The organism is Pseudomonas sp. SWRI50 (assembly GCF_014269095.1).
GTDB classification, from domain to species: Bacteria; Pseudomonadota; Gammaproteobacteria; order Pseudomonadales; family Pseudomonadaceae; genus Aquipseudomonas; species Aquipseudomonas kermanshahensis.
Genome location: NZ_JABWRW010000031.1, coordinates 46,343 through 67,346, shown reverse-complemented (window position 1 = coordinate 67,346; position 21,004 = coordinate 46,343). Strand labels below are relative to the sequence as shown.

Sequence of the window (21,004 nt, the reverse complement as noted above, 5' to 3'; positions counted from 1 at the left end):
CCCCCAGCCCGCACACCGCCGCCCACCCCCATCGGGCATAGACCCAGGTCGCCAGCACCGCGCCCAATCCGCTACCCAGTGAATAGCAACACATGTAGGCGCCAATCAGGCGGTTCGCCTGTGCGCTGCGCCCGGCCAGCAACAGGCTCTGGTTGGTGACATGCACGGCCTGCACCGCAAAATCGAGCAACACCACCCCCACTAGAAACGCCAGCAGCGAATGCTCGACGAACGCCGTCGGCAGCCACGACACCGTCAGTACCGCCAGGGCGAACCCGGTGGTGCGCTCGCCGCGGCCTTGATCGGCCAGCCGACCGGCCCGGGAAGCAGCGACCGCGCCCGCCACGCCGGCCAGGCCAATCAGGCCGATCTGGGTATGGCTGAGCGCCAAGGGCGAAGCACTCAGCGGCAGCACCATCGCGCTCCACAGCACGCTGAAGGCGGCAAAGATCAACAGGCCGTATAACCCGCGTCGGCGCAGGGCAGGGTCTTCCTTGAACAACGCCCACAGCGAGCCCGTCAATGCCAGGTAACCGAGGCGCTGCGCCGCCGGCCGGGCACCCGGCATGCCGCGCCAGAGCAGGCAGGCCATCAGCATCAGCACCCCGGCTGCGGCAAAATAGACGACACGCCAGCCCGCCATGTCGGCGACGAAGCCAGACACCAGCCGCGCCAGCAGAATGCCCAGCACCACCCCGCTGGTGACCGTGCCCACCGCCTGCCCCTGCTGTGCGGGGGTGGCCAGGGTGGCGGCATGCGCCACCATCACCTGCACCATGACGGCCATCAACCCGACCAGCGCCAGCGCCATCAGCAGCACCGCCCAGTCCCAGGCCATGCCTACCACCATCAGGGCCAGGGCCGAGACCAACAACTGGCCGACGATCAGGCGCTTACGGTCAATCAGGTCGCCTAGCGGCACGATCAGTAGCAAGCCCAGCGCATAACCGGCCTGGGTGGCGCCGACCACCCAGCCTATGCGCTGCTGCCCTACCCCCAAGTCCCGTGCCATGGACTCGAGCAAGGGCTGGGCGATGTACACGGTGGCCACTGCAATACCGCAGGTGAGGGCCAGTAACAGGGTCATCGCGCGGGTCAGGCGGGGTTGTGTAGCGTTCGGGGTGTGCATGGCGTATCCCTTCAATCTGGTTTCAATTTAAAACCACATGTGGATTTCTAGCAAATGTGGTTTTAATCTGCAACCAGAACCCTTGAGAAGCCGCACGATGCTCGACGAAACGAACGGACAATGCCCGGTAGCCCGGGCCCTTGAAGTACTGGGTGATCGCTGGGCGCTGATGATCCTGCGCGACGCCTTCGATGGCTTGCGCCGCTTCAGTGAGTTTCAGAAGAACCTCGGGCTGGCCAAGAACATCCTGGCCTCGAGGCTCAAGTTACTGGTGGAGAGTGGGCTGTTGGCGTTGCAGCCGGCATCGGATGGCAGTGCCTACAAAGAGTATGTGCTGACCGAAAAAGGGCGTTCGGTGTTTCCGTTGGTGATCGCCTTGCGCCAGTGGGGGGAGCAGTTCTTGTTCGAGGCGGGAGAAACGCGATCGGCGTTGCTGGACCGCGCCACAGGGGAAACGCTCGAGACCCTGCAAGTGCGCGCTCGGGATGGGCGGGTGTTGGGGCCTGATGATTGCCAGCGCACGGTGGTGCAGCACGGTTGAGCCCGGCGCCACGTGGCTGGCAAGCCAAGACTCCTGTAGGAGCAGCCTTGTGCTGCGAAGAGGCCGGTGGCAGCAGTGAAAATCTACTGTGTTGCCACCGGCCTCTTCGCAGCGCAAGGCTGCTCCTACAGGACGGCGTGCGTTGCCGAGCCTGCGGTCAGGGCTTGCCGAGCAAGCGGGACAAGCCGTCGACCAATGGCGTTGGCGCCGGGAAATCGAAGCGCGTCAGCAAGCGCTGGTTATCTGCCCGCGAATGGCGAATGTCGCCCGAGCGGGCTGGGCCATAGCTGATCGCTGGCAAGCTGCCGATTACCTTTTCCAGGGCCGTCAACAGCTGGTTGAGCGACGTCGCCTGGTTCAGGCCGATGTTCACCGCGCCCTCCTCGACCTGCTGCTGCTCCAGCGCCTGGATCATCACCTGCACCAGGTCCCCTACATAAAGGAAATCCCGGGTCTGCTCACCATCCCCGAACACCGTGATCGGCAGCCCTTGGGTGGCACGCTCGCTGAAGATGCTGATCACGCCCGAATACGGCGAGGAAGGGTCCTGCCGCGGGCCGAAGATATTGAAGAAGCGGAACACCACCGGCTCCAGACCATGCTGGCGGCGGTAGAAATCCAGGTACTGCTCACTGGCCAGCTTATCCACAGCGTAAGGGGTCAACGGCGCTTTCGGTGTTTCTTCAGCAATCGACTCGCCTTCGCCGTTGTTGCCATACACCGCAGCACTGGAGGCGAACAGCACCCGACGCACACCGTGCAGGCGCATGGCTTCGCAGACATTCAGGGTGCCGATGAAATTGCTCTGGTGAGTCTTTACCGGATCCTCGACCGAAGCCTGCACCGACGCCACGGCCGCCAGGTGCACCACCGCAGCGCAACCAGCGGCCGCACGGCTGACCAGCCCAGCATCGGCGACATCGCCTTCGATCAGTTCCAACCGTGGGTGGGTAATCTGCAGGTTATCCCGCTTGCCAGTGGACAGGTCGTCGAGAATGCGTACGGCGTAACCTTTGGCCAACAGCGCATCGCACAGGTGAGAGCCGATGAAGCCGGCACCGCCGGTGATCAGGATGGGGGCATCAGCCATGGCGGTAGAAACGGTCCAGTAGGGGCGGCAGGCCGGCGCGCCAGGCGCGGGGCTTGATACCGAAGGTGTGAAGGATTTTCTTGCAGGCCAGCACGGCGTGCTGGGGCTCTTCGCTGGCGTCCGGCCGCGCGGCATGGGCCTGTGGCGTGGGCGCCTGCACCGCCAGCTGACGGTACTGGCCAGCCTCGGTCAAAATCGCCTGCCCCAGCGCCAGTGGCGTGGTCGCTTCGTTGCCGGCGTAATGGTAGGTGCCCCACAGCGGCGCGCTGCAATCGAGCTGCTTGAGCACCGACAGGATCACCCGGGCAGCGTCATCGACCGGCGTCGGGTTGCCGCGGCGGTCATCTGCCAGCAGCAATTCCTGGGGTTGTTCGGCCCGGGTCAGGAAACGGCCCAGTGCCCCATCGACGCTTTCATCGAGCAGCCAGCCAAAGCGCAGCAGCACATGTTGCGGGCACGCCGCCCGCACGCTCTGCTCGATGCGCCACAGGGCCTGGCCACGCAGGCCGAGCGGCACCGGCTCGTCTTTCTCGCTGTAGGCCGTGGCCCGCGACCCGTCGAAAACCCGGTAGCTCGAAGGCTGCACCAAGGTGATCTGGTGGTGCTGGCACAACTCTGCCAGCCGCTCCACCGCCCGCTCTTGCTGAGCCAGGCGTTGTTCGCTGACCGACTCGGCCTGGAACCAGTCGAAGTAATAGGCCAGGTTGACCAAGGCATTGGGGCGGTGATCGTCGAGCAGCTGAGTGAGGCTGGCCGGGTCCCAGCCGTTCTCCGGCGGGCGCGGTGCCAGGAATGCAATGTCCTCTTCAGCCCCGAGACGAATCAGCGCTTGCCCGAGGGCATTGCCACCACCCAACAGCATTAGGCGCATACGCATAGAGTCAGCAGATCCGGAGAGGTTGATTGAGGGAAAGGGGTCATTTTGCGGTTTCCGGGCGGGGAAGTCCAACCCAGGGCCTAGTGAATACCATCGGCAGTGTTGATTTCAAATTTTCGCCACCACCCGCTTGGATGGCCCAATTGCAGCCACGTTTTGCCGACAGGTGCTTGCCTTGGGTTTTGAGGTGGTGCGCAAATCGAGCGCCGCCCGCGCGGCGCTCGATCTCATAGGCTTCAAAAAAGCCATGAGCCAGCGCACACGGCAAAAACAGCAACTAGCCTAATCTGCGTTGCGTAATACCAATCATCGGCTCTTAAAAGAGGGCAGCATGCACGTACAAACGGACACAAATCACCGATTGAAATGGCAGTTCAACGAACCCGCACCTGGCAAAGAAGTAGTCATCGAAGAAGTGTTCGGAAACTACCAACAGCAAGCCCGATTGCTGGTGCCTGATCTTGAGCAATCACCCCCGGTGTTTGTCATCGGGGGCGCGCGCTCGGACTTCACTCGGCTCAACCCGCTGCTCTATCGCCTGCAAGCCGCAGGTATCGGATCGCTAACTGGAAACCTGTCAGGGCACAGTCTCGCCAGCGAGCCAGGTGCAGATTCGCCTTCACTAGCGACCAATCTCGAAGAGGCGCAACGTTTTTTCCGACATATCGCTAATGACTGCCGAACGCTGATAGGCCATAGCCTAGGGGCTGCAATTACGCTGAAACTCGCAGCGCAGTTACCGCAAGTGAACAGGCTTGTATTGATCTGCCCAGCTGTTTATCCAGACCTCGCTCAACAGGCGCCATTCGGCCCGACCTTTACAGCAGCCATCAGCAGGCCCTACGGCTTTCTGGACTGCGACAGCTACGCCTTCCTCAGTCGGTTTCGGGGCAGAGTACTGATGGTGATTGGCGAGTATGACGGGCTCAACTCACAGCGATTCGGCAAAGGGCCTGGCACCAGTGCAGGCAACCTGTGGGTTGCCGGCACCGAGCGCTACAGCCCAATTCCTGAAGAAGTCACTCACGCGCTGATGCAGTCAGTTTCACCGGAGCGTTTGCAATGCCTGTTTCTTACGGACTGCGACCATGGCATCGCCGCCCACCTGCGCAGTACCCCGGCAATCGCGGATCAGGTTGCGGACGCGGTGGAAACGTTCATCCACGACGATGTGTGACGCGTTGCCCCTCACTCGATTTCGAATAGCCCGTTACTCAACGGCCCCACACTCAACCGCTCGCGCACGTCGTCATCGATACGCGGGTCATCCGGCCGGTACAGCTTGACCTGGCGATAGGCATTGATGCGGTTGATCTCTTCGCCCAGGTACTCCCACACCACTCGGGTGCAGGCCGGGTTGCGTCGGTCGCCGCTGGAAACGCCGGTCTTCAGGCCGTTCAGGCGGGTGATGCGGCTCTTGAAGCTGGGGATGAGGATGGTCTGGCTCATCTCGTTAAGGGTCAGCGACTCGTAGTCGATCAGGAACATCCGGTCCTGCAACTGGAACGCCGCGCCCAAGTAGCGGCAACGCACCTCGGCATGCAGGTCGGTGGCACTGCTGCGCTCCTGACGCTCCTGGCGCTCGAACAGGAAGCGGCCGCGCTCTTCACGCAGGTGCACCAGCGATAGCAGGATCGACCCCGGTACCGACATGCAGTTGGAATACTCGAAGTAATAGCCGCAGTAGCGCGACAGGTTGCCCGCGTGCTCGTGCAAGGGGCGGAACAACTCGCTGATCGGGTCGCTTGGCTGTTCAGCCACCGCCGACACACGGGCGCCGATCAGCCGAGCGAACTGCTCGGGCGGCTGGTTCAGCTCGTAATCCTCGACACCGAAGAAATCGCCGATGCGTTTGAGGTTGAAAGCCGTCGGACGGCTCTGGCCGCTGAGGTACTTGTTGAACTGCGCACGGTTGATCGACAGCTGTCGGCAAACTTCCGAGATAGAGCGGTAGTGGCTGCAGGCCAGTTTGAGGTTGGTAGCGAAATGATCGCTCATGTTCAGAATCCAGGTGACGCGAATGGCGCAAGTGTAGCATCAAGTCGCATCAAGTCAGAGCAACCCGCGAAATTGTAACCACTCTTGTCATAGCCAAACATGCGCCCCAACGATAGCGGTGCGCCTGCCGTCCGCTGGTCATTCCACACGAAGAATAAGAATCGAGGTCATTTTAATGCTCGAAGTACTCAACGATTTCCTTTCAGGGAAACTCCTCATCGTGTTGATCGTCGGTCTCGGCGGTTACTTCACCATCCGCTCGCGGTTCGTCCAGTTCCGCCATTTTGCCCACATGTTCGGTGTGTTCAAGGAATCGCTGCGTGGCCAGGCAGGCCAGCTGAGCTCCTTCCAGGCCCTGATGCTGAGCCTCGCCGGCCGCGTTGGCGCCGGTAACATCGCCGGTGTTGGCATTGCCGTGACCCTGGGCGGCCCAGGCGCGGTCTTCTGGATGTGGGTCACCGCGCTGGTGGGCATGTCCAGCAGCTTCTTCGAATGCACGCTGGCCCAGGTCTACAAACGCGCAGACGGTGACGGCCTGTACCGTGGTGGCCCGGCCTACTACATCCAGCACGGCCTGAAGCGCAAGAACATGGCCATCGTGTTCTCGATCCTGCTGCTGGTCACCTACGGCTTCGCCTTCATTGGCCTGCAGTCGTACACCGTGACCCACTCGCTGCAGAACGCCTTTGCCTTCGACCCTAAGCACACCGGTATCGTCCTGGCCGTGCTGCTGGCCATCACCTTCCTCGGTGGCATCAAGCGCATCGCCGCCGTGTCTGACCTGTTGGTACCGGTCAAGACGCTGGCCTACATCGGCGTGACGCTGTACGTGATCGGCACCCAGATCGAGCACGTGCCTGCCATGCTGGAAACCATCTTCAAGAGCGCCTTCGGCCTCGACCCCGCGTTCGGCGGCCTGCTGGGCAGTGCCATCGTCATGGGCGTGAAGCGTGGCGTATTCGCCAACGAAGCGGGCCTGGGCAGTGCGCCCAACGTCGCTGCCGTGGCGGCCGTGAAGCACCCGGGCGCGCAAGGCGTGGTCCAGGCGTTCAGCGTGTTCCTCGACACCTTCGTGATCTGCACCTGCACCGCGCTGCTGATCCTGCTGTCGGGCTTCTACACCCCAGGCTTCGAAGGTGACGGCATCGTCCTGACCCAAAACTCGCTGGCCGCCGTGGTCGGTGACTGGGGACGCCTGTTCGTCAGCGTCGCGCTGTCGCTGTTCGTCTTCACCTGCATCCTCTACAACTACTACTTGGGCGAAAACAGCCTGCAGTTCCTGACCCGCAACCGTGCCGTGCTGATGCTGTTCCGCGGCCTGGTGCTGGCGCTGGTGGTGTGGGGTTCGATGCAGGACCTGTCGACCGTGTTCGCCTTCGCCGACATCACCATGACCTGCCTGGCCTTCGTCAACCTGATCGCCCTGGCCCTGCTGTTCAAGGTCGGCCTGCGGGTGATGCGCGACTACGATGATCAGCGCAAGGCTGGCATCAAGCAGCCAGTGTTCGATTCGGCCAAGTTTGCCGACCTGGACCTGGACCGCAATGCCTGGCCTGCCAATACGCAGGCCGAAACAGCCGCTGACAAAGCCGTAGGCCAAGCCCAGCTACAGCGCTGATATCCTGCCCTGCCCAGCCGCCCCACCTGCGGGCGGCTTTTCTTTCTCCGCTTACCGCCTCGGATGATCTCCATGCGCGCAGTAAAGAATCTTCTCGTCCTCTACACCGGGGGCACCATCGGCATGCTCGAAACCCCTGAAGGCCTGGCGCCAGCGGGTGGTTTCGAGGCGCGGATGCGCGAGCATTTCGCCCAGATGGCCGATGCACCCCAACTGCACTGGACACTGCAGGAAATGAACCCGCTGCTCGACAGCGCCAACATGCAGCAGCACAACTGGCTGGCCATGCGCGATGCCATCGTCGAGGCGGTGGACGTTGCCGGCCATGATGCGGTGCTGGTCCTGCATGGCACCGACACCCTGGCTCACAGCGCCGCAGCGTTGTCGTTCCTGCTGCTTGGCTTGCCGGTGCCGGTGCTGTTGACCGGCTCGATGTTGCCGGCCGGTGCACCGGGCAGCGATGCCTGGGACAACCTGTGCGGCGCCCTGCGCCAGTTCGAGCAAGGCCTGGAAGACGGCGTGCAGCTGTACTTCCACGGGCAGTTGCTGCACGGCTGCCGGGCCTCGAAACTGCGCAGCGAGGCCTTCGATGCCTTTGCCGCGCTGCCGCGCCATCGCGACGGTGAGCGTGCCAACACCCTGCCCGCCGAGCTTGGCTACCAGCACCCGCGCCAGCCGGTCAACCTGGCGGTGATGCCGGTGTTCCCTGGCTTGCAGGCCGGGCATCTGCGGGCAGTGCTCGACAGCGGCGTGCAAGGTTTGCTGCTGGAGTGCTACGGCAGCGGCACAGGGCCCTCGGATGACCAGGCATTGCTAGACGTACTGCAAGCGGCGCGTCAGCGGGGTGTGGTGCTGGTTGCGATCAGCCAATGCCCGGAAGGGTCGGTGGTGTTCGATACCTATGCGGCGGGTAACCGCCTGCGTGGCGCTGGCCTGGTCAGTGGCGGCGGCATGACCCGTGAGGCAGCGTTGGGCAAACTGTTTGCGCTGCTGGGGGCTGGGTTGGGTGCAGAAGCTGCTGAGCAGTGGTTTGCGCTGGACCTGTGTGGAGAGCGGGCTTAAGCGTCATGCTTTCGGGCCTCTTCGCGGGCAAGCCCGCTCCCACAGGTACTGCGCACGTCTCAAGAACTGTAAAGCCCCTGTGGGAGCGGGTTTACCCGCGAAGAGGCCCGAAAGGGAGAAGTTAATGGCGGAAGGCAGCGGGAGTCGAACCTGCCCGGGAACGGCTGCCGTCCCCAACCGGGTTTGAAGCCCGGCCGCGCCACCGGGCGCGATTGCCTTCCTTGAACTCAGTGCCTGGCCTGCTGCTGGGCCAGGGCGCTGTCGGCGCGGATGTAACGCTGGTCGGCCACCCGGCGAGTCAGGCCGATGCGGTCGAAATACTCAAGAATCTGCACACTGCGCTTGCGACCGATGCCCAACATATCGCGAAACGCAGCCACCTGCACTACCGGCGCTTCACTCACCTGGCCAAGCAGCAGCGCGGCCATGCGCTGTACCGTCGCTGCCGGGTAGAACAGGTCCCGCACCACCTGGTGCACCAGGCCCAACCTAGCCAGCTTGCGCATCAGCAAGCGCACATCCGTTTCGGCGCAGCCCAATTCACTGGCCAGCGTCCGCACCCACGGCGGGTCGTACTGCCCTTCCAGCAAGCGGGGTTCCAACCGCGCCCATAGCGCGTTATCGGCCTCACTCAATTGCACCTTGTGTTCGGGCAGGTGCAACCACGGGCCGCTGCTGGCAACCTGCCCCTCATCAAGCAATTCATCCAGCAGGCTGACAAACGCCGGACGCTCCAGCGGCAAGGCAGCAAAGCGCCGTAAACGGTCGCGGTCCGGGCCGAGCTGGTCGGGCTCCTGCTGATGAAACAGTGCCAGCCGCTCCAGCACCTGCTGCTTCAACGCATCCCACGTCGTACGAGCAAATAGCAACGGCCCCTGGCGTGTGGCAATCACCAGAACATTCGCGGGCAACTGCCAGCTCGCACGCAGGCGGTTGAACTGCCGCTCCAGCCGCTGCGGGTCGAGCCCTGCGGGCGCGGCATCCAGCAAAGCGGGTAATGCTTGCTCCAGGCCCTCGGCATCACGCAGCACCTGCAACTGGCGCAGCCGCGACTCGCTGCGACGCTGCCGACTGGGCGCAAACGGGTCAAGCACCCACCCGCCCCCCAGCGTGCGCTGGGCACGCTGGTCGCGCAGCACCAGCCGGTCGCCATGCACGGCCTGCAGCGGCGCGTTGAGTAGCAACTGGGCAAACATGCGCTGGCCGGCCAGCAGTGCCTCACCTTCGAGCAGCGCCACGCGGGCGGTCACATCCTGAGTGCCGAGGTGGACGTGCACAGCGCTGAAGTGCTCGAACGGGCGGGTTTCCCCCGCCAGCAACGTCAGCTCGATATCGACCCGAACGCTGGGTGCGTGCAGCCATTCGGGCACCAGCCAGTCACCCCGATGTACCTGTTCGACGGCCAACCGCTCGGCAGCGATGTTCAGCGCCACCCGCTGGCCCGCTTCGGCCATCAGCGCGGCCTGGCTCTGGGCATGCAGGCCGCGCACCCGCACGGGTTTGCCAGCCTTGCCCAACAACAGGGTGTCACCCGCACTGACCTGGCCGGCCAATGCCGTGCCGGTGACCACCACACCGGCGCCAGACACCGCGAAGGCGCGGTCGATGGCCAGGCGAAAACCGCCGCGCACACTGCGCTGCCGCACGCGCCCTTGCGCCTGCAGCAGTGCCTGGCGCAATGCCTCCACACCTTCGCCCGTGATGCTCGACAGTGCATACTGCGAGGCCCCTGCATACGGCCCCGGCGCCAGCAGCGCGGCGATCTGCGCGTGCACTTCTGCTACGCGCGCCGGCGCTACCCGGTCGCATTTGCTGACCGCCACTAACGCCTGAGGAATGCCCAGCAACTCGATGATCGCCAGGTGCTCGCGGGTTTGCGGCATGATGCCGTCGTCCGCAGCCACCACCAGCAACACCAGGTCGATGCCGTGCGCCCCTGCCAGCATGTTGTGGATAAAGCGCTCATGGCCCGGCACATCGATGAAACCGGTCAGTGGCGCACCTTCGGCCAGTGCGGCATAGCGATAGCCGAGGTCGATGGTCATGCCGCGCTCGCGTTCTTCCTGACGGTGGTCGCCAGCCTGCCCGGTCAAGGCCTGCAGCAGCGCCGTCTTGCCGTGGTCGATATGGCCAGCGGTGCCGACGATCACTGCACCGGCCCCAGTTGCAGGGCAGGCAGCTGCGCCAGCCACTGGGCTTCATCGTCCAACTGGCGCAGGTCGAGCCACAGCGCATCGTCATCGATACGCCCCAGCACCGGCACCGGTAACTCGCGCAAGGCGCGCTCCAGCACATGCAGGCTGCGCCCGCGCAGCTTCTTCGACACCTGCGGGCGCAGGCACAGCGCGGCGCTGGGCAGGCGCGCCACCGGCTGGCTGCCGCTGCCAATCATGCCCAGTGCCGGCTCCACACTGACCGCCCATTGCCCATCGAGGCGGGCATTGAGTTCGGGCGCCAGGCGCTCGGCCTGGGCCTGGATCTCGGCCTGGCTGCGGGTCAGCAGGCGCAGGCTGGGCAAACGCTCGGCCAGCCGGTCCGGGTTGCGGTACAGCGCCAGCACCGCTTCAAGGGCGGCGAGGGTGATCTTGTCGACGCGCAGCGCACGTTTGAGGGGGTTCTTCTTGATCTTGGCGATCAGGTCCTTGCGCCCAACGATGATCCCGGCTTGTGGCCCGCCAAGCAGCTTGTCGCCGCTGAAGGTGACGATATCGGCGCCATCTGCCAGTGCCTGGCGCACGGTCGGTTCGGCGGGCAGGCCCCAGCGGGTAAGGTCAAGCAAACTGCCGCTGCCCAGGTCTTCGAGCAGCGGCAGTTCATGGTGATGGGCAATGCGCGCCAGCTCGGCGGTAGGCACCTGGGTCGTGAAGCCCTGGATGCTGTAGTTGCTGCAGTGCACGCGCATCAGCAGGCCGGTGCGCGGGCCGATGGCGGCCTCGTAGTCGCGCGCATGGGTGCGGTTGGTGGTCCCGATCTCGTGCAGCCGTACGCCTGCACGGGCCATGATGTCGGGGATACGAAAGGCCCCGCCGATCTCGATCAGCTCGCCTCGGGAGATGATGCCCTCCTTGCGCGCCCCCAGGCTGTTCAGCGCCAGCAGCACGGCTGCGGCATTGTTGTTGACCACGGTGACGGCTTCGGCACCGGTCAATTCGCGGATCAGGCCTTCGATCAGGTCGTCACGGTCGCCGCGCTTGCCGGTGGCCAGGTCGAACTCCAGGTTGAGCGGGTAACGGGCGGCGGTCTGCATGGCGTCGATGGCCTCTTCCGGCAACAGGGCGCGGCCGAGGTTGGTGTGCAGCACGGTGCCGGTGAGGTTGAACACCCGGCGGACCTGGCTGCGTTGCTGGGTAGCCAGGCGCTCGCCAGTGCGACCGAGCAGTACCTCTGCGGCCAACTCGGCGGTGTTGAGTTGGCCCAGATGGGCGGGCTCGCGCAGGTCGTCGAGCAGTAGGCGCAGGGTGGCGAGGACAGCGTCGCGGCCGTGGCGGTCGATCAACGGGAGGCAGGCCGGATGACGCAGGAGGGTGTCGATGGAAGGCAGGCGTGGGGTGTCGTTGGCGAGGCTTGAAGACATCAGGTACTACCTTCAGATGATCCGTTGTCTGTTCTGGCCCTTTCGCGGGGCAAGCCCGCTCCCACTGAGAACTTGCTGGTTCCGAATACATCGAAGTACCTGTGGGAGCGGGCTTGCCCCGCGAAGGGCGCGACTCGATCTTGCAGTGTAGACACTCACCCGCCACCCGGCGCCAGCAGCAGGTTTGGCGCCAGGCGATGAAACCCTTCCTCATCCAGCCGGATATCCAGCGCCAGGCTGGCCAGGTCATCGGCCAGCGGCTCGGCAGCGGCATCGTTCTCCAGATAATGCTGCTTCAGGTAGGTGTTGCACCCCGGGCAACACTCAGCCTGCAACGGCGCCTTGCCCGGCGCATGGCGATCATCCTCCAAGCTGGTATAGCGCAGGTCCTTGCTCGACTCGCAGTACACGCACTTGACCCGCACCACATGCCACTCGCAGGCACACAACGAGCAGGCCAGGTAACGCAGGCCGTTATGCTTGCCACGGTTACGCACCACACCGGCCAACGCTGGCGACCCGCAGGCCGGGCATTGGGCCAAGCTGCCGGCCGGCTTGAGCTCGCAAGCCGGCAGCGCCAGCAGCCAATAGGACCAGGCGGCTTGCAGCGCCGCGCCCAGAAACGGCACAAACGCGGCCGGCACGGCATCGAACTGCCCTGCCAGCAACGCGATGCCCCAGCCCTTGCGCTGGCCGTCGTCACTTTTGCGCAGTGCCTGCAGCGCTTCAGCCAACGGCCCCGTGGCCACTTCACCGAACTGATCGAGCAACGTCTGCAGCCAGACCAGCCACGGCCCTTCGCGCACCAGGCTGTCGGCTGCCAGCGGCGGCAGCCCATGACTTATGCACAGGCGCTGGCGATCTTCGGCCACAGGCAAAGCACCAGGTGGGTTATCCACAAGCCACTGCTGGATGTGGCACAGCCGCGCGATCAGCCACAGGTAATCGCCAAGGGCATTATCTTCAGCGAGTAGCTCCAGCCGCTCGGCGCGCAGGGCGAACAAGCCCTTGGGTGGCAGGTGCAAAAAGGGTGGCGCCACCGCCGACGCCTCGATCTGCCCGGGTACGAGTATCGTACTCATGTACTCATCCTTCTTTACGTCCGTGATCACCCGGGGGCTTGTCGCCGGTCACCTCGCGGTACCACAGCTCATGATGTTTGCGGGCCCAGGCGCGGCTGACCCAACCATGCAGCATGGCGCCAATGGAGCCCTTGATCCAGATACCGGCGTAGATGTGCACAATGATGCTAAGGATGAGCACAAAACCCGCCAGCGCATGCAGCAAGGTAGCCAGGCGAATGGAGCCGATATCGAAGAAATGGCTGAAGTACGCGCGCCAGATGACCACACCGCTCAGCAACAGCACCAGCATGCACAGCAGCAGCGTCCAGAACAGCAGCTTCTGCCCGGCGTTGTACTTGCCAATGGGCGGCACGCCGTCTTCACGGTTGACCATCACCCGGTCGATGCGGCGCAGCCACAGGCGGTCGTTGGCGGTGATGAAGTTGGCGCGCCAGAAACGCACCACCAGGCCGAGGAAGAACACGAACATGGCCACGCCCATGAACGGGTGCAGGATGCGTGTCCACGGCCCACCGCCGAACAGGTGGCTTAGCCAGAACAGGGCCGGATGGAACAGCGCCAGCCCAGACAGCCCGGCCATGAAAAACAGAATGGCGACAATCCAGTGGTTGGTCCGCTCGTTGGCGTTGTAACGCAGGATAGGCTTGTTGTGGTTCATGGCCGTTGCTCCCCTTGCCCACCGGGCTGCTTCGGATCGTACACATGCACCGCAGGGTCCACCTGGTGCACGCTGTCATCAGGCGGCGTGGGGTGCTCGTCCTCTTCGACCCGCTGTGGGCCAACCCGCACATAGTGGAAGAACCCAGCCAGCACCGCCGCGCCCATGGCCAACAGCGCCAGCGGCTTGGTGAAGCCCTTCCACAAGCCTACCAGCGGGCTGATCACCGGCTGGTCCGGCAGGCCGGCGTACAGCCGGGGCGTGTCGGCATGGTGCAGCACGTACATCACGTGGGTGCCACCGACGCCGTCCGGGTCGTACAGCCCGGCGTTGTCGTAGCCACGTGACTTGAGGTCGACGATGCGCTCGGCGGCATGCACCTTCATCTCGTCCTTGCTGCCGAAAACGATCGCCCCGGTCGGGCAGGTTTTCACGCAGGCCGGCTCCAGCCCCACGCTCACCCGGTCGGAACACAGCGTGCACTTGTACGCCTTGTGGTCCTTCTGCGATATGCGCGGGATGTTGAACGGGCAGCCGGTGATGCAGTAGCCGCAACCGATGCAGTGGTCCTGGTTGAAATCGACGATACCGTTGGCGTGCTTGATGATCGCCCCCGGGCTCGGGCAGGCTTTCAGGCAACCGGGGTCGGCGCAGTGCATGCAGCCATCCTTGCGGATCAGCCACTCCAGGTTGCCGTCGTCGCGCTCGTGCTCGGTGAAGCGCATCAGGGTCCAGGTCTCGGCGGTGAGGTCCTGGGGGTTGTCGTAAGTGCCGTGGTTGTGGCCAACCTCGTCACGCAGCTCGTTCCACTCCGAACAGGCCACTTGGCAGGCCTTGCAGCCGATGCACTTGGTGGTGTCGATCAGCTTGGCGACTTCCTCCTGCTGGCGTACCGAAGGCGGTACGGTGGTGGTGGCCGAGCGGGCGATGATGTCTTGGCTGGCCATCAGAGTTTCTCCACTTTGACGAGGAACGACTTGGACTCCGGCGTCTGGGTGTTGCCATCACCCAGGAACGGCACCAGGGTGTTGGTCAGGTAGCCGTACCGGGTCGCCCCGGTGAAGCCCCAGTGCAACGGGATGCCGATCTGGTGCACGGTCTGGTTGTTGACCTGCAGCGGGCGAATCCGCTTGGTCACCACCGCCACCGCGTCGATATGCCCGCGCTTGCTAGACACCCGCACCCGGTCACCTGCCTTGATGCCCTTCTCATTCGCCAGCACCTCGCCGATCTCGACGAACTGCTCGGGCTGGGCGATCGCGTTGAGCCGGCAATGCTTGCTCCAGAAGTGGAAGTGCTCGGTCAGCCGGTAGGTGGTCGCCGCGTAAGGGAATTCATCATGGGTGCCGAGGCTGTCCCACACTGAATCGAAGATGCGCCCGGCCGGGTTGCTGGTGGCCTTCTTGTTCTGCGGGTGCAGCGGGTTGATGCCGATCGGCGTTTCGAACGGCTCGTAGTGCTCGGGGAACGGGCCTTCGGCCATCTTGTCGATGGCAAAGAACCGCGCCACGCCCTCGGGGTTCATGATGAACGGATTCATCCCGGCTTCCGGTGGCGAGTCGACCTTGAAGTCGGGCACATCGGTACCGGTCCAGACTTTGCCGTTCCACCACACCAGGCGTTTTTTCTCTGGGTCCCATGGCTTGCCTTGCGGGTCGCTGGAGGCACGGTTGTAGAGGATGCGGCGGTTGGCCGGCCAGGCCCAGGCCCAGTTCTGCACCTGGTGCATGCCGTACGGGTCGCTGTTGTCGCGGCGTGCCATCTGGTTGCCTTGCTCGGTCCAGCAGCCGGCGAAAATCCAGCAACCCGAAGCGGTACTGCCGTCGTCCTTGAGCTGGCCGAAGCCCGACAACTGTTGCCCGCCCTTGAGCACCGCGCCGGTCGGGTCGGTGACGTCGGTTACCGCCCAGCCGTTCATTTCCTTGGCCAGCTCCTCCGGGGACGGCTCTTCAGGGACCTTGTACGGCCAGCTGATGTTCATCAACGCATCGGGGTAAGCGCCGCCCTCGGCCTGGTAGCGTTGGCGCAGGCGCAGGAACAGCTCGCTCATGATGTGCACGTCGGTACGGGTCTGGCCCGGGCCGTCGGCACCTTTCCAGTGCCATTGCAGCCAGCGGCTGCTGTTGACCAGCGAGCCGTCCTCCTCGGCAAAGCAAGTGGTGGGCAGGCGGATCACTTCGGTCTGGATATTGGCCGTGTCGACGTCGTTGAACGGCCCGGCATTGCGCCAGAACTCCGAGGTTTCGGTGGCCAGCGGGTCCATGATCACCAGCCACTTGAGCTTGCCTAGCGCGGCGGTGACACGGTTCTTGTCCGGCAGCGCGGCAATCGGGTTGAAGCCTTGGCAGATGTAGCCGTTGACCTTGCCCTGGCCCATCATCTCGAACATGCGCAGCACGTCGTAGGCCGGCACATCGAGCTTGGGTAGCCAGTCGTAGCCCCAGTTGTTTTCCGCCGTGGCATTGGCGCCATACCAGGCCTTCATCAGGCTGACGTGGAACTTGCCGTAATTCTGCCAGTAGGACAGCTGCCCAGGGCGCAGCGGCTTGGAGGCACGCTTGTCGATGAACGCGGCGTAGTCTTGCTCGGCATCACCGGCCAGGGTCAGGTAACCCGGCAGCGAGTTGGACAGCAGGCCGAGGTCGGTCAGGCCTTGGATATTGGAGTGCCCACGCAAGGCGTTGACCCCACCACCCGGCATGCCGACGTTACCCAGCAACAGCTGCACCATCGCCGCACTGCGGATGATCTGCGCGCCAATAGAGTGCTGGGTCCAGCCCAGTGCGTAGAGAATCGTCATGGTCTTGCCCGGTACCGAGCAGGTGGCGATCTCTTCCCAGATTTTCATCATGGCGTCCTGCGGCATGCCACAGGTCATGCTGGCGAGCTCCGGGGTGTAGCGGCTGTAGTGCTGCTTCATCAGCTGGAACACGCAACGCGGGTGCTGCAAGGTCGGGTCAACATTGGCAAAGCCGTCCTCACCCAGCTCGTAGCCCCAACCGGACTTGTCGGCGTACACGCGCTTGGCCGCGTCGTAGCCGCTGAACAGCCCGTCCTCGAAGCCATAGCCTTCTTTGACGATGAACGACACGTCGGTGTAGTTGCGCACGTACTCGTGCTGGATCTTGTCGGTGCTCAGCAGGTAATTGATCAGCCCGCCCATGAAGGCGATGTCGCTGCCGGTGCGGATGGGCGCGTAGTAGTCCGCCACCGAGGCGGTACGGGTAAACCGCGGGTCGACCACGATCAGCCGCGCCTTGTTGTGCGCCTTGGCTTCGGTCACCCACTTGAAGCCGCACGGATGCGCTTCTGCTGCGTTGCCCCCCATCACCAGGACCAGATTCGCGTTGGCGATATCGGACCAGTGGTTGGTCATGGCACCACGGCCGTACGTCGGGGCAAGACTTGCCACCGTCGGGCCATGTCAGACACGTGCTTGGTTATCGAACCCCAGCATGCCTGTTGCACGAACAACCTTGTGGGTCAGGTAGCCGGCCTCGCTGGAGGCGGCGGAGGCGGCGAGAAAACCGGTGGTAAGCCAGCGGTTGACGGTTTGCCCCTGGGCGTTCTTCTCGATGAAGTTGGCATCGCGGTCCTGCTTCATCAGGTCGGCGACGCGGTCGAGCGCCTCGTCCCACTCCACCCGCACCCACTCCTTGCTGCCCGGCTTGCGCACCTCGGGGTACTGCAGCCGGCTTGGGCTGTGGATAAAGTCCAGAAGGCCCGCGCCTTTTGGGCACAGGGTGCCGCGGTTGACCGGGTGGTCGGCGTCGCCTTCGATATGGATGATGTTCTGTTTGACGTTCTTGCCCGCATCACCCTGGCTGTACATGATCAGGCCGCAGCCGACCGAGCAGTAGGGGCAGGTGTTGCGGGTCTCTTTGGTGTGCGCCAGCTTGAAGTGACGCACCTGCTCGGCGAAGGCCGGCGTCGGGGCCATGCCCAACGCCGCCAGGCTCGAGCCTCCAAGGCCGACAGCGGCGACCTTGAAGAACTGCCGACGGTTGAGGTCCATCGTGCACTCCTGATCAGGTGGTGGACGCGCGGAACATGGCCGGCGCCTCTTGGTAGTCACGGTGGCGGGTTTTTGATGGCCACCGATAGGTAAGACTAGTCAAGAATCGGGAAGGTGCTATGACAGGGGTCAGGGGGGGATCGGTGTGGAGGCTGACAGGTGCTCGCCATAACATCTCCAGCGCCTGTGAGATCGAGCGCCGCCCGCGCGGCGCTTCGCGGGGCAAGCCCGCTCCCACATCTGTTTCGGGCCAATTATTCCTGAGGCATTGGCGCGCGGCTCCTTGGCGCCCGCCTCGATATCGCGTCGGACAAACAAGGCGGTCGCGCGCAAATGCCACAGGCCTCACTGGCCCGAAACAGATGTGGGAGCGGCGGTGCGGCGGTCCGACTTGCCCCGCGAAGCGCCGCGCGGGCGGCGCTCGATCTCACAGGCGCTGAAGCTGGTGTGTCGAACACCCTGCGCGCACCCCTCTATCAAGCAGCGCCCAACGGCCTGGGCAGATTACGCACCACATTCAGCGCCGCACTGCTCTGCGCCACCGGCATGATTTCGAGGGTGTTGATATTCACATGCGCGGGCTGCTCGGCGATCCACGCCACCGTAGCCGCGATGTCCTCTGGCAGGATGGCTTCCACGTCGCGGTACAGCGCCTCCACCGCGTCCAGGTCGCCCTTCAGGCGCACCACCGAAAAGTCGGTGCCCGAGCACAGGCCCGGCTCGATATTGCTCACCCGCACGCGGGTACCGGCCAGGTCGGCACGCAGGTTGAGGCTGAACTGGCGCACGAATGCCTTGCTGGCGCCATACACGTTGCCGCCTGGATAGGGATAGGTGCCGGCAATCGAGCCGATGTTGATGATCATCCCGCTGTCTGCTTCCACCATCTGCGGCAGGATCTTGTGGGTGACCATGGCCAGCCCGGTGATGTTTGTATCGATCATCCGCTGCCAATTCTCGGCGCTGCTGGCCTGGGCGCGATCGACCCCCAGCGCCAGCCCGGCGTTGTTGACCAACAGATCGATTTGCAGCGAGGCATCACGAATCTGCTCGACAGCCGTTTCAAGCGACGCAGGGTCGGTGACATCCAACGCCAAGGGGATGAAGTTGACCCCCAGCTCACCCTCCAGCGCCTGCAGTTTGTCCATGCGCCGGGCGCCACCGATCACGCGGTAGCCCTTGGCAATCAACGTACGGCAGATGGCTCGGCCAAACCCCGAGGAGGCGCCGGTTACGAATGCGGTTTTCATCAGTTATCTCCGAGTAGGTAGGTCAAACCAGGTACTTCACGCCCAGGCTGGTGAACAGGCACAGCATCGAAAACACCAACACTTTGCGCACCACGTCGTTGCCTTTGCGCAAGGCCAGGGCACTGCCCATGTGGTTGCCGAGAATGTTGCAGGCCACCAGTGGCAGGGCCAGCAGGTACACAACCTTGCCGGCCATGATGAACGCCACCAGCGCGCCGATGTTGGAGGCGAAGTTGAAGGTCTTGGAGTTTGCGGAGCTGGAGACCAGGTCCATGCGCAGCAGGTAATGGAAAGCGATGATGAACATGCTGCCGGTGCCTGGGCCGAAGAAGCCGTCATAGAAGCCGATGGTCAGGCAGGTCAACGGCACCACGGTGTAGAGCGTGCGCGGGGACAGTTCGCGCTCCTCGACCGGGCGGTCTTTGGGGGTGAGGAAGATCAGGATGCCGAACGGGATCAAAGCCAGGATGATCTTGCCCACGGTCTCCTGGGAGATCGACACGATCAGGTGCGCCCCCAGATAAGCACCGAGCAATGAGAACGGCACCCCGACCAGCGCCACCTTCCAAACCATCTTGCTGTTGGCCAGAAAGTTGCGGATGGCGGCCAGCGTGCCGAGTGTGCTCACCAGTTTTTCTTGCCCGAGAGCCACCTGAGGCGGCATGCCCACTAACAGAAACCCAGGGACCAGGAACAACCCGCCGCCACCGGCAATGCTGTCGACGAAGCCTGCAATGAACGCGATCGCCCCCAGCATCAGGATCGCCAGCAGCCAGTGTTCCGCCCAGAAAGCGCCTAACAGTTCCATATCGTTACTTCCATCGAGTCGTTGAGAAAGATCAGGAGCGCACTTCGTAGAGGTGGTCCGCACGGGCAAAATGCACACGGTTCAGGTCGTTGACCGCGAACAGGCGCAACAGCCAGCGGTCGGCACCGTCGTTCTGCGGCTCGAAGCCATCACGGGCATGCAACACACGCTGATTCTTGAAAATCATGAAGTCGCCCGGCAGCAGCAGGTGTGGCTCGTCGAAGCGGCGGGTCTCCAGCACACCGCGCAAGCTGGCCAGGGCTTGCTCGGCACGCAGGTTCAGGCCGTGGGTGTTCTCGCTGTCGAAACGGCACAACCACTCGCCGGCATTGCCATGCGCCAGCACGGGCAACTCGGCGGTGCATCGCCGATTGGCGGTAAATGAGTCGGGGCGGCGGATTTCGAACTGTGGCAGGCAAAGCTCACGCACGGTGGCCGACGGCAGCGCCGCCACTACCGCATCGAGGTTGACCAGCGTTGTGCTGATGCGCGGGTCGCAGCGCATGCCAAAGAACGACAGGTATTCCGGGCAGCAGGAGGCCGTGCCGAGTGGTTCGGATGACAGCGGCAGGTCGGGGTTGTCGACGTGGTAGGAAAAACGCAGCCGCGAACCATGGGAGCTCTTGTGGCTGGATGAAGTGCGTGCCGGAATGACATGGCGGAACAGCCGGCCGTCGTTCTCCCCCTCATAAACGATCGGGTTGATGCCCATCAGGCTCTGCATGGTCAGGCTGACCAGGCAGGCAATCGGCGTGCTGCGCGGGCTGAGCACACCCGAGTACGGCGTAGGAGGTACGTCACGGTCGCGTGGGCAATTGCGCACGATCATGCTGGTCAGTTGCGGGTCTTCAACGAAACCACGAATCTGCTGGCACAGTGCGTTGCCCAGCACCTCCTGCGCCTGATCCTTGAGCTGAGGGTAGAGCTCTTTGCTGGTTTCAAAATCGAGGGGGGTATTGTTCAGCAAGGTTTGCCAGGCACTTGAGGTTACCCAAGGCAGGCGGATCTCCAGTGAAGTCTGAGGCTCGGCTCCCTGTTGCAGGTGTGCGCTTTCCATTTCGAGTGATATTCCATTGAGCTAGCTTGAGGCCATTCGGTGTCGTGCTTAGCCGGGCAGAGGCGGCAGACGTTGTCTTTTTTTGAAGCCGTTCACAGCTGTGCGATGAGATAAGTGGAGCCTGGGCGGCACCCCGCAGATTGCATCGACTCAATCATTGTAATTACAAAAATAGAATCGACTCAATTTATTTCAGCACAGCGTGAGCACATCTATTGCATCGATTCAATCAACTTATTGAT

The 21,004-nt window shown here is 63.6% G+C and carries 17 protein-coding genes and 1 tRNA gene; 4 read left to right on the top strand and 14 right to left on the bottom strand.

Annotation, left to right across the window (positions count from 1 at the left end):
- On the bottom strand, nt 1-1,129 hold a 1,129-nt coding region (locus tag HU750_RS24340), incomplete at its 3' end, for an MFS transporter (RefSeq protein ID WP_186682819.1).
- A 97-nt stretch (nt 1,130-1,226) separates the two neighbouring features.
- Here HU750_RS24340 and HU750_RS24335 point away from each other — a divergent pair.
- Complete coding sequence (locus tag HU750_RS24335) at nt 1,227-1,670, top strand: winged helix-turn-helix transcriptional regulator (RefSeq protein ID WP_186682817.1); 444 nt, start codon at nt 1,227-1,229, stop codon at nt 1,668-1,670.
- A gap of 157 nt (nt 1,671-1,827) precedes the next feature.
- On the opposite strand, the gene HU750_RS24330 is transcribed toward HU750_RS24335, so the two are convergent.
- On the bottom strand, nt 1,828-2,760 hold the full coding sequence (locus HU750_RS24330) for an NAD-dependent epimerase/dehydratase family protein (RefSeq protein WP_186682815.1): 933 nt from the start codon (nt 2,758-2,760) through the stop codon (nt 1,828-1,830).
- Nucleotides 2,753-3,637, bottom strand: coding sequence for a sugar nucleotide-binding protein (locus HU750_RS24325; RefSeq protein WP_033694227.1), 885 nt, complete (start codon nt 3,635-3,637; stop codon nt 2,753-2,755). Before HU750_RS24325 ends, HU750_RS24330 begins: the two co-directional genes overlap by 8 nt.
- A gap of 331 nt (nt 3,638-3,968) precedes the next feature.
- On the opposite strand from HU750_RS24325, the gene HU750_RS24320 reads away from it, so the two are divergent.
- Nucleotides 3,969-4,814 (top strand): alpha/beta hydrolase, encoded by an 846-nt coding sequence (locus HU750_RS24320; protein WP_186682813.1) that lies wholly within the window; start codon nt 3,969-3,971, stop codon nt 4,812-4,814.
- 11 nt (nt 4,815-4,825) lie between these two features.
- On the opposite strand, the gene HU750_RS24315 is transcribed toward HU750_RS24320, so the two are convergent.
- Nucleotides 4,826-5,635 carry a helix-turn-helix domain-containing protein gene (locus HU750_RS24315; protein WP_027594892.1) on the bottom strand — a complete coding sequence of 270 codons (810 nt, stop codon included), beginning with the start codon at nt 5,633-5,635 and terminating at the stop codon, nt 4,826-4,828.
- A gap of 175 nt (nt 5,636-5,810) precedes the next feature.
- Here HU750_RS24315 and HU750_RS24310 point away from each other — a divergent pair, with 175 nt between their 5' ends.
- Both HU750_RS24310 and HU750_RS24305 read left to right on the top strand, forming a co-directional pair.
- Entirely contained in the window at nt 5,811-7,253 is a 1,443-nt protein-coding gene (locus HU750_RS24310; RefSeq protein ID WP_186682811.1) for an alanine/glycine:cation symporter family protein, read from the top strand.
- Between the two features lie 72 nt (nt 7,254-7,325).
- A complete protein-coding gene (locus HU750_RS24305) occupies nt 7,326-8,315 on the top strand; it encodes an asparaginase (protein WP_186682809.1) in 990 nt (329 codons plus the stop codon).
- 125 nt (nt 8,316-8,440) lie between these two features.
- Here the strand turns inward: HU750_RS24305 and HU750_RS24300 are convergent.
- The 10 genes from HU750_RS24300 to HU750_RS24255 form a co-directional block, all read right to left on the bottom strand.
- A tRNA-Sec gene (locus tag HU750_RS24300) sits at nt 8,441-8,536 on the bottom strand.
- Nucleotides 8,537-8,542: 6 nt separating this feature from the next.
- Nucleotides 8,543-10,465 (bottom strand): selenocysteine-specific translation elongation factor, encoded by a 1,923-nt coding sequence (gene selB, locus HU750_RS24295; protein WP_186682807.1) that lies wholly within the window; start codon nt 10,463-10,465, stop codon nt 8,543-8,545.
- Nucleotides 10,462-11,889, bottom strand: coding sequence for an L-seryl-tRNA(Sec) selenium transferase (gene selA, locus HU750_RS24290; protein WP_186682805.1), 1,428 nt, complete (start codon nt 11,887-11,889; stop codon nt 10,462-10,464). The genes selB and selA overlap by 4 nt, the downstream gene beginning before the upstream one ends.
- Nucleotides 11,890-12,044: 155 nt before the next feature.
- On the bottom strand, nt 12,045-12,971 hold the full coding sequence (gene fdhE, locus HU750_RS24285) for a formate dehydrogenase accessory protein FdhE (protein ID WP_186682803.1): 927 nt from the start codon (nt 12,969-12,971) through the stop codon (nt 12,045-12,047).
- Between the two features lie 4 nt (nt 12,972-12,975).
- Nucleotides 12,976-13,632 carry a formate dehydrogenase subunit gamma gene (locus HU750_RS24280; RefSeq protein WP_099428202.1) on the bottom strand — a complete coding sequence of 219 codons (657 nt, stop codon included), beginning with the start codon at nt 13,630-13,632 and terminating at the stop codon, nt 12,976-12,978.
- On the bottom strand, nt 13,629-14,579 hold the full coding sequence (fdxH, locus tag HU750_RS24275) for a formate dehydrogenase subunit beta (RefSeq protein WP_027594885.1): 951 nt from the start codon (nt 14,577-14,579) through the stop codon (nt 13,629-13,631). The genes HU750_RS24280 and fdxH overlap by 4 nt, the downstream gene beginning before the upstream one ends.
- Nucleotides 14,579-17,647: a formate dehydrogenase-N subunit alpha gene (gene fdnG, locus HU750_RS24270; protein WP_186682801.1), complete on the bottom strand. Its 3,069-nt coding sequence runs from the start codon at nt 17,645-17,647 to the stop codon at nt 14,579-14,581. The genes fdxH and fdnG overlap by 1 nt, the downstream gene beginning before the upstream one ends.
- Before the next feature lie 476 nt (nt 17,648-18,123).
- Nucleotides 18,124-18,897: an SDR family NAD(P)-dependent oxidoreductase gene (locus tag HU750_RS24265; protein WP_027594882.1), complete on the bottom strand. Its 774-nt coding sequence runs from the start codon at nt 18,895-18,897 to the stop codon at nt 18,124-18,126.
- Nucleotides 18,898-18,919: 22 nt separating this feature from the next.
- On the bottom strand, nt 18,920-19,705 hold the full coding sequence (locus HU750_RS24260) for a sulfite exporter TauE/SafE family protein (RefSeq protein WP_027594881.1): 786 nt from the start codon (nt 19,703-19,705) through the stop codon (nt 18,920-18,922).
- 31 nt (nt 19,706-19,736) lie between these two features.
- On the bottom strand, nt 19,737-20,762 hold the full coding sequence (locus HU750_RS24255) for a TauD/TfdA family dioxygenase (RefSeq protein WP_099452747.1): 1,026 nt from the start codon (nt 20,760-20,762) through the stop codon (nt 19,737-19,739).
- Nucleotides 20,763-21,004: the final 242 nt, after the last annotated feature.